Source organism: Parablastomonas sp. CN1-191 (genome assembly GCF_049354825.1).
GTDB lineage: Bacteria > Pseudomonadota > Alphaproteobacteria > Sphingomonadales > Sphingomonadaceae > Novosphingobium.
Window position 1 is genome coordinate 243,469 of record NZ_CP186480.1, and the last position, 15,119, is coordinate 258,587.

General features: G+C 68.7%; 14 protein-coding genes and 1 other RNA gene. 10 read left to right on the plus strand and 5 right to left on the minus strand.

Annotation, left to right across the window (positions count from 1 at the left end; translation table 11 throughout):
• Positions 1-7: 7 nt before the first annotated feature.
• The 3 genes from ACOYW6_RS01240 to rnpB all read left to right on the plus strand — a co-directional run bounded on the left by ACOYW6_RS01240 (position 8) and on the right by rnpB (position 1,790).
• Positions 8-658, plus strand: coding sequence for a histidine phosphotransferase family protein (locus tag ACOYW6_RS01240; RefSeq protein ID WP_423142020.1), 651 nt, complete (start codon positions 8-10; stop codon positions 656-658).
• Positions 658-1,359: an N-acetylmuramoyl-L-alanine amidase gene (locus ACOYW6_RS01245; RefSeq protein WP_423142021.1), complete on the plus strand. Its 702-nt coding sequence runs from the start codon at positions 658-660 to the stop codon at positions 1,357-1,359. The genes ACOYW6_RS01240 and ACOYW6_RS01245 overlap by 1 nt, the downstream gene beginning before the upstream one ends.
• A 37-nt stretch (positions 1,360-1,396) precedes the next feature.
• Positions 1,397-1,790: RNase P RNA component class A (gene rnpB / locus ACOYW6_RS01250), an RNA gene on the plus strand.
• A gap of 48 nt (positions 1,791-1,838) precedes the next feature.
• On the opposite strand, the gene ACOYW6_RS01255 is transcribed toward rnpB, so the two are convergent.
• Positions 1,839-3,149: a UDP-glucose dehydrogenase family protein gene (locus ACOYW6_RS01255; RefSeq protein ID WP_423142022.1), complete on the minus strand. Its 1,311-nt coding sequence runs from the start codon at positions 3,147-3,149 to the stop codon at positions 1,839-1,841.
• Entirely contained in the window at positions 3,149-3,946 is a 798-nt protein-coding gene (locus tag ACOYW6_RS01260; RefSeq protein ID WP_423142023.1) for a metallophosphoesterase, read from the minus strand. Before ACOYW6_RS01260 ends, ACOYW6_RS01255 begins: the two co-directional genes overlap by 1 nt.
• Before the next feature lie 252 nt (positions 3,947-4,198).
• On the opposite strand from ACOYW6_RS01260, the gene ACOYW6_RS01265 reads away from it, so the two are divergent.
• Together ACOYW6_RS01265 and ACOYW6_RS01270 are read left to right on the plus strand one after the other, a co-directional pair.
• A complete protein-coding gene (locus tag ACOYW6_RS01265; protein WP_423142024.1) occupies positions 4,199-4,993 on the plus strand; it encodes a TorF family putative porin in 795 nt (264 codons plus the stop codon).
• A gap of 97 nt (positions 4,994-5,090) precedes the next feature.
• Complete coding sequence (locus tag ACOYW6_RS01270; RefSeq protein ID WP_423142025.1) at positions 5,091-5,510, plus strand: VOC family protein; 420 nt, start codon at positions 5,091-5,093, stop codon at positions 5,508-5,510.
• Positions 5,511-5,514: 4 nt separating this feature from the next.
• Here ACOYW6_RS01270 and nhaA read toward each other — a convergent pair whose 3' ends face one another.
• On the minus strand, positions 5,515-6,708 hold the full coding sequence (nhaA, locus tag ACOYW6_RS01275) for a Na+/H+ antiporter NhaA (protein ID WP_423142026.1): 1,194 nt from the start codon (positions 6,706-6,708) through the stop codon (positions 5,515-5,517).
• A 174-nt stretch (positions 6,709-6,882) separates the two neighbouring features.
• Here nhaA and ACOYW6_RS01280 point away from each other — a divergent pair, with 174 nt between their 5' ends.
• The 5 genes from ACOYW6_RS01280 to ACOYW6_RS01300 all read left to right on the plus strand — a co-directional run bounded on the left by ACOYW6_RS01280 (position 6,883) and on the right by ACOYW6_RS01300 (position 12,835).
• Positions 6,883-8,253 carry a glycosyl transferase family protein gene (locus tag ACOYW6_RS01280; RefSeq protein ID WP_423142027.1) on the plus strand — a complete coding sequence of 457 codons (1,371 nt, stop codon included), beginning with the start codon at positions 6,883-6,885 and terminating at the stop codon, positions 8,251-8,253.
• A gap of 53 nt (positions 8,254-8,306) precedes the next feature.
• A complete protein-coding gene (locus ACOYW6_RS01285) occupies positions 8,307-9,353 on the plus strand; it encodes a hypothetical protein (protein WP_423142028.1) in 1,047 nt (348 codons plus the stop codon).
• A 48-nt stretch (positions 9,354-9,401) separates the two neighbouring features.
• Entirely contained in the window at positions 9,402-10,316 is a 915-nt protein-coding gene (locus ACOYW6_RS01290; protein WP_423142029.1) for a sulfite exporter TauE/SafE family protein, read from the plus strand.
• Positions 10,313-11,065 (plus strand): TIGR02186 family protein, encoded by a 753-nt coding sequence (locus tag ACOYW6_RS01295; protein WP_423142030.1) that lies wholly within the window; start codon positions 10,313-10,315, stop codon positions 11,063-11,065. The genes ACOYW6_RS01290 and ACOYW6_RS01295 overlap by 4 nt, the downstream gene beginning before the upstream one ends.
• A 108-nt stretch (positions 11,066-11,173) precedes the next feature.
• On the plus strand, positions 11,174-12,835 hold the full coding sequence (locus ACOYW6_RS01300; protein WP_423142031.1) for an ATP-binding protein: 1,662 nt from the start codon (positions 11,174-11,176) through the stop codon (positions 12,833-12,835).
• A 16-nt stretch (positions 12,836-12,851) separates the two neighbouring features.
• Here the strand turns inward: ACOYW6_RS01300 and ACOYW6_RS01305 are convergent, their stop codons facing one another.
• Together ACOYW6_RS01305 and ACOYW6_RS01310 are read right to left on the minus strand one after the other, a co-directional pair.
• A complete protein-coding gene (locus ACOYW6_RS01305; protein WP_423142032.1) occupies positions 12,852-14,324 on the minus strand; it encodes an MATE family efflux transporter in 1,473 nt (490 codons plus the stop codon).
• Entirely contained in the window at positions 14,321-15,076 is a 756-nt protein-coding gene (locus ACOYW6_RS01310; RefSeq protein WP_423142033.1) for a 7-carboxy-7-deazaguanine synthase QueE, read from the minus strand. The genes ACOYW6_RS01305 and ACOYW6_RS01310 overlap by 4 nt, the downstream gene beginning before the upstream one ends.
• Positions 15,077-15,119: the final 43 nt, after the last annotated feature.

Consider the following 15,119-nt stretch of genomic DNA (forward strand, 5'->3'; position numbering starts at 1 on the left):
GCCCGCGATGAACACCCCCGATACCCAGTCTCTCGACCTTGCCAGCCTGCTTTGTTCGCGCCTGTGCCATGACCTGCTCAGCCCGGTCGGCGCGCTGACCAACGGCCTGGAGCTGCTCACCTCCGAAACCGATCCGGAGATGCGCCAGCGCTGTTTCGAACTGCTTGAGCAAAGCGCGCGGACGAGCGCCGACAAGCTGAAGTTCTTTCGCCTGGCCTTCGGCGCCGCGGGCGGCTTTGGCGAAACGATCGCGGTGGCTGAGCCCAAGGCCCTGATCGATGCGCTGGTCGGCGCCAATTCGCGCGTCACCGTAAATTGGGCGCTCGGGTCGGAGGCGCTGCCCAAGGCGGCGGTCAAGGTCCTGCTAAACCTGGCGCTGATCGGGATCGACGCGCTGGTGCGGGGCGGCACGCTCGATATCGGGGCCGAGGAAAGCAGCGGCGCGACCGAGATCGCGCTGCGCGCCGCCGGGCCCAAGATCGCCTTCGACGAAACCGTTGGCAAGGCGCTGTCGGGGGCGCTGAGCGCCGCCGATCTGACCAGCCGCACCGCGCCGGCCTGGATGGTCTCGCAGCTGGCGGCGGCGCATGGCGGCGGGGTTCAGGTCCACCGCGGCGAGGACGCGCTCATCATGGGCGCGGTGCTGCCCGGAAGCTGATGAGCGAGTTCATCCACCATTACACGCCGTCGCCCAACTTCAACGAGCGGGCGGTGCCAGTGTCGATGGTGGTGCTGCATTATACCGGTATGCCAACCGGCGCCGAAGCGCTCGAGCGCTTGTGCGATGCCGATGCCGGCGTCTCGGCGCATTACCTGATCGACGAGGACGGCACCGTTCATGCGCTGGTGGCCGAGGACAAGCGCGCCTGGCACGCCGGGCGCAGCTACTGGCGGGGCGAAAGCGACGTCAACTCGGCCTCGGTCGGGATTGAACTGGTCAATCCCGGCCATGAATGGGGCTACCGCGCCTTTCCGCAGGCGCAGATGGAGGCGCTGCTGCCGCTGCTGGCGCGGATCGTGAAGCGCCACGACGTTCCGCGCGCCAACGTCGTCGGTCACTCGGACATCGCGCCCGCGCGCAAGGACGATCCGGGCGAACTGTTCGATTGGGACCTGCTCGCCCGCCATCGCCTGGCGCTGCCCCGACCCGAGCTGAGGATTCCCAGTCCTTATGACAACGACGGTGCGTTCTTCCTTGCGCTCGAACGGTTCGGCTACGACGTCACTGATGGCCACGCCGCCGTGCGTGCGTTCCAGCGCCGCTGGCGGCCGGAACGGATCGACGGTGAGATCGACGGCGAAATCAGCGCGATCCTGTTCGCCTTGCTGCTCGACCGGGATACCGGCAAGTCGCGCTGATTGGCCCGCCGCAAAGGCTGTGCTAGATGCCCATTCGCCAGGGGGTCGGGCAGCCGCGTCATCTCACGATGTCGAGGAAAGTCCGGGCTCCACGAAACGAGGGTGGCGGGTAACGCCCGCCCGGCGTGAGCCGAGGGAAAGTGCCACAGAGAGCAGACCGCCTCATATCGAGGTAAGGGTGAAAGGGTGCGGTAAGAGCGCACCGGGGGGCTGGTAACAGCGCCCGCACGGCAAACCCCACCCGGAGCAAGACCGAATAGGGGTCGCGCGCCTTTGCAAGAAGGCAGGCCGGTTTCGGGCCGAGCGACCCGGGTTGGTTGCTGGAGCCTTGCGGCAACGCAAGGCCGAGAGGAATGGCTGCCCCCGTCGATACGGTGCCGTACGGCATACCGTCGACGGGACAGAACCCGGCTTACAGGCCCCCTGGCACTTTTATCACTAGCGTGAGTGCGGAGACTGCGGCGCGCCCGCTGCCGGCGTCAGGTGCGCCCCACACTGACGTAGGTGAAGCCCTGCGCACGCAGTTCAGCCGGATCGTAGACGTTGCGCAGGTCGACCAGCACGGGCGCCGCGGCGATCCGCTTGACGCGGGCGAGGTCGAGCGCGCGGAACGCGTCCCACTCGGTCACCATGACGACCGCGTCGGCGCCCGCGATGGCGTCGTAGGCGCCGGACTTCATCTCGACCTCGGGCATCAGCGGCTTGGCCAGTTCCATGCCCTCGGGATCATAGGCCACCACCTTCACGCCGGCATCGGCCAGCGTCTGGGCGATTGCGATAGCGGGCGAATCGCGCATGTCGTCGGTGTTGGGCTTGAAGGTGAGCCCCAGCAGGGCCGCGGTCTTGCCGCGGGCCGCCTCGGCGCCGCCCATCGCTTCTACCACCTTGCGGCCCATCGCGCGCTTGCGGCTATCGTTGACCTTGACCACCGCTTCCACGATCCGCGTCGGAGCGCCGGAATCCTCTGCGGTCTTGAGCAGGGCAAGCGTGTCCTTGGGAAAGCAGCTGCCACCGTATCCGGGACCGGCATGAAGGAACTTGGCGCCGATCCGCCCGTCGAGACCGATGCCGCGGCTGATGTCCTGGACGTCGGCGCCGACCTTCTCGCACAAGTCCGCCATCTCGTTGATGAAGGTGATCTTGGTGGCGAGAAACGCGTTCGCCGCATACTTGATCAGTTCTGCGCTGCGCCGGCTGGTGAACAGGATCGGGCTGCGATTAAGGAACAGCGGTCTGTAAACCTCGGTCATGACATGCCGGGCCCACTCGTCCTCGGTGCCGATGACGATGCGGTCGGGGCGCTTGAAATCGTCGATCGCGGCGCCTTCGCGCAGGAATTCGGGATTGGAGGCGATGGCGAACCGCACGTCCGGCCCGGCATCCTGGAGAATCCGCTCGACCTCGTCCCCCGTGCCGACCGGAACGGTCGACTTGGTGACGATGACCGCGTCGCTCGACAAATTGGCGCCGACTTCCTCGGCCACCGCATAAACGTAGGACAGGTCGGCATGGCCATCGCCGCGCCGCGACGGGGTCCCGACCGCGATGAAGATGGCCGAGGCGCCGGCTATGCCCGCGGCGAGATCGGTGGTGAACGACAGCCGGCCCGCACGCACGTTGCCGGCGACCAGTTCGGCCAGGCCCGGCTCGAAGATCGGCATTATGCCCTTGTCGAGGCTTTCGATCTTGGCCGGGTCCTTGTCGATGCACACGACATCGTGCCCGAAATCGGCAAAGCACGCGCCCGACACCAGCCCGACATAGCCGGAACCGACCATCGCAATCTTCATCACAACGTCCTTAGGGAAGTGGAGGCGCCGCCCTCGCCGAGCGTCGCTTCGATAAGCCAGCGCTCGTTGCCTTCGAGGCCCAGCGCCGTCAATGGGCCGCCGCCATAAGCGCCGGTGTCGATGCCGATGCGGTTGGGCCGCACCTCCACCGCGTCGGAAATCGTGTGGCCGTGGACGACGACCCCGGCGTGGGCGCCGCGGTGGGACAGGAACGGCTCGCGAATCCAGCGCAGGTCGCGGCGCTTCTGCTCCTCCAGCGGGACGTCGGGCTTCACCCCGGCGTGCACGAAGACGTAGTCGCCGATGCGAATGAGGTCCTCGGCCGCGGACAGGTATTCGCGGTCGGCTGCAGGCACCGCCGCGGTCATCAGCGCCTGCGTTTCGGCAATGTCGGCCACGCGATAGGCCTCGGGATCGATCGGGTAGGACAGCAGCGTTTCCCTGCCTCCGTAGCGAAGGAAATGGCGCAGCACGTCGCCCTTGTCGAAGCTTTCGAGGAACATCTCCTCGTGGTTGCCGGCGATGTGGCGCACGCTGCGGCGCGCGGCCCATTCGCGTGCCATGCGGACGACCGCTGCGCTGTCCGGCCCGCGGTCGATCAGGTCGCCCAGCAGGATCACTGTCGTCCGCGCCGCCCCGCGCGCCGTGTCGTCGGCCTCGACCGCGTCCACCATCGCGGCGAATTGGTCAGCGCAGCCGTGAACGTCACCGATCGCGTAGATCCGCTCGCCGGGCGGAATCGCCGGCAGCGCTTCCGGCGCGGCCGGACGGATCAGGCGAGTAAACCTTGAGAGCATTGGAGAAACCGATAGGGGGGAGCGGGCAGCGCGGGATATAGGCGCGCGGACGGCCAACCTCAAGCAAGCCGCCCGTTCGTTGCGCAATTGCCACACCGCTCCCCGGCGGCGCAAGGATCGTGCGTTTTCGCCTTGTGCAGTGCAACATGACACGTAAAATCTGCCGCGTTCGCTGAAGATCGTTTCCAGCCCACGAGGAACGGCCGGCGAACGCAGGTGGGACGAGGCACCAATCATGCAAGGAAGATTGCCATGCTCACGTCCATCCGCGGCCTTGTCGCCGCCTCGCTGATCGCCGGTTCGGTCCTCACCGCCGCCCCCGCTTTCGCCGACGAAACCGATCCGCCAAGCGCGATCACCATCACCGGCAACGTTGCCGGTGTCACCGACTACCGCTTCCGCGGTCTTTCGCAGACAAGCGGCGATCCAGCGATTCAGGGTTCGATCAACATCAACCATTCGAGCGGCATCTATGCCGGTGCCTGGTCGTCTTCGCTCGACTTTCGGGCGGTCGGCCCTGCCGCGGTGGCGGTTTACGGCAACCAGGAGCTCGATCTCTACGCCGGTTGGACCGGCCCGGTCGCCTCGGGTCTGACCTTCGACGGCGGGCTGCTCTATTACGCCTATCCCGGCGGCCACGTCGGCAAGGCGGAGTTCTTCGAGCCTTACGCCTCGCTGACCGGCGCGATCGGCCCGGTTACCGCCAAGGCCGGCGTCGCCTATGCCTGGAAGCAGGCCGCGCTCGACTTTAACGCCGACGGCAAGAACGACGACAACGTCTATGTCTACGGCGAGCTTGGCAGCTCGATCCCGAACACGCCGATCTCGGTACTGGGCCACCTGGGCTGGACCAAGGGCGCCCTCTCGCCCAAGTTCGCGACCGGGCAGACCGCCGATTACGCCGGCGGGTTCGATTATTCGATCGGCGCCAGCGCCAATGTCTACAAGGGCCTGTCGCTGGGCGTCTCGTACGTCGGCGTCGATGGGAATTCGATCAAGAAGTACTCGGACGATACGGTCGTCGGGACGATCAAGTACAGCTTCTGATCGCGGTTTCGCAGCGGGTCTGCGGGGTAGAAGGGCCCGCGCCGGGCACGCCGGCGCGGGCCTTTGCCTGCCGGCAAGGCGCTGCTAGGCAGGTGCCATGACCAAATATCTCCACACCATGATCCGCGTCACCGATCCGGCGGCGACGATCGCCTTCTTCGAGCTGATCGGGCTGAAGGAAACCCGCCGCTTCGATAATGAAGGTGGGCGCTTCACGCTCATCTTCCTCGCAGCGCCGGGCGACGAAGGCGTCGCCGAGGTCGAGCTGACGCACAACTGGGATCCGCAGACGTATGACGGGGGGCGCAATTTCGGCCACCTCGCCTACCGGGTCGACGATATCTACGCGACCTGCGCGGCCCTTATGGCGGCGGGCCACACAATCCACCGCCCGCCCCGCGACGGCCATATGGCATTCGTCAAATCGCCCGACGGCATTTCGGTGGAACTGCTGCAGGACGGCCACTTGCCGCCAGCGGAGCCTTGGGCTTCGATGCCCAACAGCGGGAGCTGGTGACGGCTCAGTCGGCCTTGGCGGGTGCCAGGCGCAGCACGGAGTAACCGGCGATCCCGGCCAGCAAAGACCCGGCCAGGACACCCAGCTTGGCTTCTTCGACCAGCGCGGGAGCGGCCGGAAAGGCAAGCGCGCCGATGAACAGGCTCATCGTGAAGCCGATCCCGCACAGCAGGGCCACGCCCCACAACTGCAGCCAGCTTGCGCCCGCCGGCGGTTCGGCGAAACCCGTTCGCGCGGCAATCGCTATGGCGCCGAAGACCCCCAGTTGCTTACCGGCGAACAGGCCCGCTGCGATGGCCAGCGGCAGCGGTGCCAGCGCCGCGCCCAGGCCGGTCCCGCCCAGCGCCACGCCCGCGTTGGCAAGCCCGAAGATCGGAACAATCAGATAGGCGCTCAGCGGCGCCAGCGCGTGTTCGAAACGGAGCAGCAGGCTGTCGCCGCGGCGGCGCGGCGCGATCGGTATCGTGAACGCCGCCAGCACGCCGGCGACCGTGGCGTGGACGCCTGAGTGCAGCACCGCGTACCACAGCGCCAGGCCGAGAATCGCGTATGGCGCCGGGTGCGAAACGCGCAGCCGTCCCAGGACCGCCATCGCGGCCAATAGCGCGGCGGCGGCGCCCAGCCAGGCGAGTTCGATCCCGGCGGTGTAGAACAGCGCGATGATTACCACCGCACCCAGATCGTCGACGATCGCGACCGTCAGTAGGAACAGCCGCAGCGAGGCGGGAACCCGCTTGCCCAGCAGGGCCAGCACGCCGACCGCAAAAGCGATGTCGGTCGCCGCCGGGATCGCCCAGCCGCGGCGCAGCGGCGCCACGTGGCCGGACACCGCCAGGTAGATCAGCGCTGGCACCGCCATGCCCGCCGCGGCCGCCAGCACCGGCAGGCGGCGTTTCTCGGCGCTGGCCAGGTCGCCGGTGATCACCTCGCGCTTGATCTCGAGGCCGACGACGAAGAAGAACAGCGCCATCAGCGCGTCGTTCACCCACAAGTGCAATGTATCGAGCTTGGCGATCGGCGACCACGCCAACGGGTGATGAAAGACGTCGTGGTAAGCCTCGCCCAGCGGCGAATTCGCCAGGCCCACGGCGATCGCGGCGACCACGATGAGCAGCAGCCCGGCACCGGCTTCGCCGCGGAACAGGCGGGTGGCGGCGGCGGCGATGCGGGTAATGGGGTGGCGGTTGCGGCGCAGCATGGCCGCAAGCCTTGGCGGCTCATTGCGCCGTTGGCAACGCGCGGCGCAGCCGGTTTAGGCGGTCCGCTGCATAAGTGTCCTTGAACTCTATGTATTTCCGCTTAGGCTGGGCCGCGTCGACAAGCACTGCAGGGCCACGAGCAGGGCGTGGCAGGGTTGCACGATTGGATTCCTATGCTGTCGTGGCTGCAGCTTGCCGAGCGCGAGCTGCTGATGTTCGCCGCGTTCTGGTTCACGATCGGGCTGGTCGATGAATTCGCCATCGACGCGCTGTGGGCCGTGCTGCGACTGCGCGGTCGCATCGTCACCGGGCGGCTGCCCGATGGCTATGGTCAAGCCCCGCTGGGCCAGCGCATGGCGGTGTTCCTGCCCGCCTGGGGCGAAGCGGCGATCATCGCCACCACCGTCAGCGCCATCCTCCAGCGCTGGCAACAGGAGGAACTTCGCCTCTACGTCGGCGTCTACCGCAATGATGCCGCCACCCTGGATGCCGCGATGGCAGCGGCGCGCGGCGATCCGCGCGCGCGGATCGCCGTGCTCGACGGCTGCGGACCCAGCACGAAAGCCGACTGCCTCAATCGCCTGTACAGTGCGCTTGAAGGCGATGAGCACCGCGAGGGTGCCGCTTTCGGCGCGGTAGTTCTCCAGGACGCTGAAGACCTCGTCCATCCTGCCGGGCTCCAGCTGCTTGCCGAGGCGCTGCATGAGGTCGACTTCGCGCAACTTCCGGTTCGGGCCGAACCGGTGCCGGGATCGCGCTGGATCGCCGGCCACTACATCGACGAGTTCGCAGAATCGCACGCCAAGGCGCTGCCGGTGCGCGGCGCGCTGGGCGCAGGGCTGCCGGCCGCCGGGGTCGGCTGCGGATTTTCGCGCGCGGCGCTGGGGCGGCTGGCGGCGGCGCGGCCCCAGGGGCCGTTCCACGCCGCTTCGCTGACCGAGGATTACGAGCTGGGCCTGCTGTTGTCCCGCGGCGGGCGTGGCAGCCGCTTCCTGCGAATGCGCGACGCGGACGGTACGCTCGTCGCGACGCGATCGTGCTTTCCGCCGACGTTCGAGGCGGCGGTCCGCCAGAAGAGCCGATGGATTCACGGCATCGCGCTGCAAGGCTGGGATCACCTTGGCTGGCTGTCGGCACCGGTAGATCTATGGATGATGCTTCGCGACCGGCGCGGGCCGCTGACCGCGCTGGTGCTGGTGAGCGCGTACCTGCTGGCGGCGGTGGAGCTGGTGCTGGTAGCTGCGCACGCCCTGGGAATGCAGGGGGCTGCGCCCGAGGCCCCGCTGGTGCGCTATCTGGCCTGGCTGAGCATGAGCGCCTTCGCGTGGCGCGCCGGGGTCCGCGCGATCTCGACCACGCATGAGTACGGGCTGGGCGAGGGCCTGCTCGCGGTGCCGCGCATCGTCGTCAGCAACGTCGTCGCGATCGCCGCCGCAAGGCGGGCGCTTGGCGCCTACTTGCGCAGCCTGCGCGGCGCCGCGGTGCGTTGGGAGAAGACCGTCCACGATGCGCACCCCGCTCGGATGGTGCAGGGCCCGGCATGACCGCCGCGCATGCCCGCCGCCGCGGCGAACCTTTGCTTGCCCTCGCGGTCATCATGGCAGCCTGGATCGGTGGCCGCGCAGCGACCTGGACCCCACTTGAGCATCTCGTGCCGCCCGGCCTCGTGGACGCTGCGCGCCGCGCCGCCGCGCGCGTGTCGGCGCCCGCGGTGCCGTTGGCTAGCGCTTCCGCAGCGAGCAGCGAAGACCCGTCGCCGCCGCACGGCCGCTCCGCGGCCGCGCCAGGATGGCAGGCACTGCCGCGGCTGTCGGCCCCGCCGCGCGCCGTGACGGTCGATCCAATCCCGCCGCTGCCACAAGCCGAACCGGTATCCGCCGACCGGACCGCCGGCGCGCACCAGCTCATGTGGATGGCGGCGGTCGCGCAACTGCCGTGGCCACCGTCGCTCGCGCAACCGCCGCTGCCTGACGCGCGCGGCCGCGCCGCGCCGCGCTGGTCCGGCGACAGTTGGCTGTTCCTGCGCCGCGGCAGCACCGCCGCGGTCGTTTCCGGGCCCGGCGCGGCCACGTACGGCGCCAGCCAGGTTGGCGCCGTGCTGCGCTATCGACTCGCACCGGGAAGCGCGCACGAGCCCGCTGTCTACTTGCGCGCCGCCTCGGCGCTGGCCGGTCCGCGACAGCACGAGGCGGCGGCAGGTCTCGCGCTGCGTCCCGTGGCAGGCGTGCCGGTCGCGCTCCTGGCCGAGGCGCGCGTAACTGCGGACGATGCCGGCGCGCGTGTCCGCCCGGCGGCGATGCTGGTCACGCAACTGGCGCCCTTCCGCCTGCCGGGCGGGCTCGACGGCGAATTCTACGCGGCCGGCGGCTATGTGGGCGGACGCGACGCTACGCCGTTCGGCGATGCGCAGGCGCGGGTCACGCGGCGGGTCGTGTCGCAAGGCCGGCTGCGGCTCGACATCGGCGGCGGCGCCTGGGCCGGGGGCCAGCGCGGCGCGGCGCGGGCCGACATCGGGCCGACCGCCAGCCTGTCGGTCCCGCTTGGCCCGGCGTCTGCGCGCGTGGCGGCGGACTGGCGCCTTCGCGTGGCTGGCGACGCACGCCCTGCAGCGGGTCCGGCGCTGACGATTTCGGCGGGTTTCTAGTCGCAGCGGCTTTCCTGCCGCCAAGCAACCGCGTAGGCGGCAAAGCCGATGGACGTCTATCTTCCCATCGCCAACTTGTCGGTCAATGGACTGGTCATCGTCGCGCTTGGCGCGCTGACGGGCATTCTGTCGGGCATGTTCGGCGTCGGCGGCGGGTTCCTGACCACGCCGCTGATGATCTTTTACGGCATTCCGCCCACGGTGGCGGCCGCCAGCGCCGCCAGCCAGGTTACCGGCGCAAGCGTTTCGGGCGTGTTCGCGCATACCCGGCGCGGCGGGGTCGACTACCTGATGGGAGCCGTGCTGGTCGCCGGGGGCGTGATCGGTACCGGGCTTGGTGCCCTGCTTCTGGGGCTGTTCAACGCGCTGGGCCAGACCGACACGGTGATCAGCCTGCTTTACGTCATCCTGCTCGGTTCGATCGGCTGGGTCATGGCGCGCGAGGCATGGCAGTCGCTGCGGGCCAAGCGCCTCGGGCAGCCGGTTGCCGCGCGCAAGCGGCGCCATCACCCGCTGGTCGCCAACCTGCCGATGCGCTGGCGCTTCTACAAGTCGGGGCTTTACATATCCCCCCTGGCGCCCCTGATCCTCGGCATGACGACCGGCATCCTGACCATGCTGATGGGCATCGGCGGCGGCTTCGTGCTGGTGCCGGTCATGCTGTATATCTTCGGCATGAGCGCCGGGGTAGTCGTCGGCACCTCGCTGTTCCAGATCCTGTTCGTGACGATTGCCAGCACGATGATGCACGCGCTGACGACGCGCGCGGTCGATATCGTGCTGTCGGCCATGCTGCTGGTCGGCTCGGTATCGGGCGCCCAGCTTGGCGCTTACCTGGCCCAGCGCGTTCCGGCGGAGAAGCTGCGCATGGCGCTGGCCGTCATCGTTCTGCTCGTGGCGGTGCGCATGGCGATCGGCCTGACTTACCGCCCGGACGAGATCTATTCGGTGGCGCCGCTATGAAGATGCTGGCCGCCCTGATCGCGTTGATACTCCTGACCGGCGCCCGCGACCCGATCCTGGTGCCCGAAGTGTCGCAACCCCGGGTCGAAGTGCGCCAGGGGTTCACCGGCACGGAGCTTTTGCTGTTCGGCGCCATCCTTAACCCCGACGGGACGCGCGCCGGGCGCGACTACGATATCGTCGTTGTGCTCAAGGGGCCGACGCGCTCGATCGTCCTGCGCGAAAAGCAGCGCGTGGCCGGGATGTGGCTGAACGCTGCCAGTGCGGAGTTCCGGTCCGCCCCGTCATTCTATGCAGTCGCATCGTCGCGCCCGGTCGCCAAGGTGGTCGATGACAAGACCGCGGCGATCTACGAACTGGGCCTGCAGTGGCTGCAACTCTCCCCGATCGGGGCCTACGACCAGGCCAAGCAGGACCGCTTCGCCGCCGGCCTGGTCGAGATGATGGCGCGCCAGGGTTTCTACAAGGAAGACCCGCTGGGCGTCAGCGTGCGCGACCAGGTGCTCTACCAGGCGCGGATCGCGTTGCCCTCCAGCGTCCAGACCGGGACCTACACCGCCGAGACGTTTGCCATCACGCACGGGCGGGTCGTCGCGTCGGCGACCGCGCGGGTTGAGGTGCGCAAGATCGGGTTCGAGCGGCTGGTCGCGCAGTTCGCCGATCGCGAAGGCTTTTTCTACGGGCTTCTGGCGGTGGCTGTATCGGTGGGAATGGGGGCGCTTGCCGGGCGGCTTTTCGCGCTGCTCTAGAGGCAGGCTCCGGCGCCGGGGTTAGGCGGATATTAACGCTCTGCCGCCTAGTGCTTCGGCCCTGCGCAGGGGTGGGTCGCCGCCGCGCGAAGGGGACAATTTCAAGCCATGGATCAACCCGCCAGCCAGTCATTTGCCGCCGCCGACGCCGCAGCGGACGCGCCGGACAACGCGCGCGACCCGATCGGCATCGTGCTAGAGATCGCCGGTTCGGGCAGCGCCATCGCGCTCGACCTGCAGCGGCTGCAGGAATGTTCCGGCGACGACGATCCCTCGATCGCGCTGGCCGGCCAGGTCGGCAGCCAGGTCAAGATCCGGGTCGGCCATGGCTGGCTGCTCGCCAGCGTGCGGACGCAGCGCCAGGATTCCAAGACGCCCGGCGGCGTCATGGCTGCGATCGACTTCCTGGGCGAAGGCAACGAGGAACGCCTTACCGGCCGCATTCACGGCTTCCGCCGCGGCGTCACCCGCTATCCGATCCCGGGCGCGCTGGTCTATCCGGCGACCAGCAAGGACCTGATGCAGATCTATGCCAGCGACGGGCGCGCAAGTGTCCAGATCGGCACCGTGTTTCCCACTCGCGACATCCGCGCCGGGCTCTACATCGATTCGATGCTGGGCAAGCACTTCGCGCTGCTCGGCTCGACCGGCACCGGCAAGTCGACCAGCGCGGCGCTGATCCTGCACCGCATCTGCGAGGCCGCGCCCGACGGCCATATCGTCATGGTCGACCCGCACGGCGAATATTCGGCCGCGTTCAAGAACACCGGCAAGATCTTCGACGTGACCAACCTGAACATGCCGTACTGGCTGATGAACTTCGAGGAACACTGCGAGGTGTTCCTGACCACCACCGGCAACGACCGCAACGAGGATGCCGACATCCTGGCCAAGTGCCTGCTGCAGGCGCGCCAGAAGAACCGCATGGCCGAGACGATGGGCAAGATCACCGTCGATTCGCCGATCCCCTACCTGCTGTCCGACCTGACCAACCTGATCCAGGCCGAGATGGGCAAGCTCGACAAGGCGACCAGCAGCGCCCCCTTCATGCGGATCAAGAGCAAGATTGACGAGATCAAGGCCGATCCGCGCTACCAGTTCATGTTCTCGGGCATGCTGGTGGGCGACACGATGGCCGAGTTCATCGGCAAGATCTTCCGCCTGCCCAGCGCCGGCAAGCCGATCTCGATCATCGACGTCTCGGGGGTTCCGTCCGACATCACCAGCACCGTGGTCGCGGTGCTGAGCCGGCTGGTGTTCGACTTCGCGATCTGGGCCCGCGACGAGAAGACCCGGCCCGTCCTGCTCGTCTGCGAGGAAGCGCACCGCTACGTGCCGAGCGAAAAGAACGCCGACGGCTCCAGCGTGGGCCGCATCCTGTCGCGCATCGCCAAGGAAGGGCGCAAGTACGGCATCTCGCTGGGGCTGATCACGCAGCGCCCGTCGGACCTGGCCGAAGGCGTGCTCAGCCAGTGCGGCACGATCATCTCGATGCGGCTCAACAACGACCGCGACCAGGCCTTCGTGCGCGCCGCCATGCCCGAGGGAGCGCGCGGCTTCCTCGATTCGATCCCGGCGCTGCGCAACCGCGAGTGCATCATCTGCGGCGAGGGCGTGTCGATCCCGACGCGGGTCAGTTTCGACGACCTGGAAGAGATGAAGCGCCCCGCCTCGGCCGACCCGTCGTTCTCGCAGCTGTGGAGCCAGTCGGGCGGCGAAGAGGAAATGGTCGAGCGCACCGTCCAGCGCTGGCGCGCCCAGGGCCGCTGATTGGCGCCGGTGGGGCTTAAAGGTCGGGCTTGACCCGGCCGGCGGTATCGCCGTCGGCATGGGCTGCCTCGGCCGCGCGCTCGGGACTGATCGCCAGCCCTTTCTCGCGCCACCCCTTGCGCCGGTAGGACACGATCGCCAGCGCCGCGGCGACCAGCGATCCGAACGGGAACGCCAGCCAGAGCGCGTCGGCGCCGAGCGCCGGGCGCAGCAGGTAGTAGAATCCCAGCCGCGCGGGAAACAGCGACAGCCCCAGCGCGATCAACTGCGCCCACACCACGCCGCCCGCGCGCATCGTTCCGAACAGGACGATGGTGACGCCGAAGATGATGAAGCTCCAGCTGGCCAGGAACTGGATGTGCCGAGCCAGCGGCACTGCCGGGCTGTCCGGCCCCAGGAACAGCACCAGCGCGGCGCGGTCGAATATCAGCAGCAGCGCGGTCAGCGCCCCGGTGATGAGCAGGTTGGCGATGATGCCGGCGCGGCTGATCTGGTCCAGCCGTTCGGGCTTGTGCGCGCCGATTGCCTGCGCGCCCATCGCGCTGGCCGCTGCGCCGATCGCCATCGCCGGCATCTGCAGATAGGTCCACAGCTGCATCGCCGCGCCGTAGGCGGCAGTGGCGATCAGCCCTTCGCGGTTGACGATGCCGATCACGGCGATGCCCGCCGACGACGCCAGCAGCATCTGCGCGCCCATCGGGATGCCCTTGCCGACGATATAGCCCAGCTCGCTGCGGCGCGGCAGCAAGTAGCCCAGTTCCGTGCCGCGCAACCGCAGCGGCAGGTCGCGGGCATAGACGAAGGTCAGCAGGCCGATCAGCGACAGGTAGTTCGCCAGTGCCGTGGCCGTCGCCGCGCCGGCGATGCCCAGCCGCGGGAACGGTCCGATGCCGGCGATGAACAGCGGGTTGAGCGTCACGTCGAGCACCACCGAAAGCGCCATGAAGTAGAACGGCGTCTTGCTGTCGCCCGCGCCGCGCAGCCCCATCGCCAGCATGATCGTCAGCATTCCGCCCGGCATGGCGACGAAGATGATGCGCAGGTACGCCAGCGCCAGCGCCCGGCTTTCGCCCGGCGTGCCGAGCAGGTCGAGCAGTTGCGGCGCCAGCAGCCAGCCGAGCACCGCGACGATCGCCGCCAGGCCCACGCACAGGCCGACCGCGCTGCCGAAGGTGCGGCGCGCCTGGTCGATCTGGCCGGCGCCGAAGGCCTGGCCCATCCGCACGGTCGCCGCCATGCCGAACCCGAACACCGCCGCGAAGATCAGGAACATCACCATGTTGGCGTTGACCGTGGCGGCCAGCGCCGAGGTGCCGATCAGCCGCCCGACCCAGATCGAGTTGATCGTGCCGTTGAGCGACTGCAGCAGGTTGGACGCCAGCGTCGGCACGCTGAAGGCCAGCATCGTGCGCATCACCGGCCCGCTGGTGAGGTCGCGCATGCCGTGCCGGGCGCCGGGCGGGCCGGGGCGGGTCGGTGCCGTGGTCATGTTCCGCGCGTATCCCCGTAAAGATGGATGTGGAGCCGGTCCGAATAGTGGACGCCGGCTGTCTCGCTCAGCGGTTTCAGCCACGCCTCGCGTTCGCGCAGCGTCGCCGGCGCGGTCCCTTCGGGCATCAGCCAGACCCGCGCGCGCGGCATCGCGGCGGCATCGGCCAGCGCCAGCGCCTCGGCCACGTCGCCGGGCGTCGCCACCACGAACTTGAATACCGCCCGCGGGTCGGCGGCCCAGGCGGCCAGCGCCGCCGGGTCGCGCGCCAGCGCGGCATCATTGCCCGAATGGGCAAGCTTGGGACTGACGGTGTACTGGGCCACGAAGGGGGCGAACGCCGGGTGCGGGCGAACGGTTCCGTTGGTCTCGACCTCGATACCGACGTTCGCCGGCAGCGCCGCCGCCATCCGTGCCAGCGCTGCACCCTGCAGCAGCGGCTCCCCGCCGGTCACCACCAGCCGGTCGCAGCCTAGCGCGGCGATGGCCGCGGCGACGTCGGCCTCGGGCAGGGTCACCTGCTCGGCCTTGCGATCGAACACCGCATCGTCACGATGGGGGCGGCTGTCGTCGAAGCGCCAGGTGTAGGCGGTGTCGCACCAGGTGCAGGCCAGGTTGCACCGGCTAAGACGCACGAACGCGCACATCCGGCCGGCGGAGGGCCCTTCGCCTTGCACCGAGGCGAAGATTTCTGCTCGTCGCAGATCTTCGATTCCCGCTTCCCCCGGCGCGGTGGTCGCCAGCGTCAGCACGGGTGCCTGCTTGACACAGTTGACACTGTCCTGGGCGCAAAGC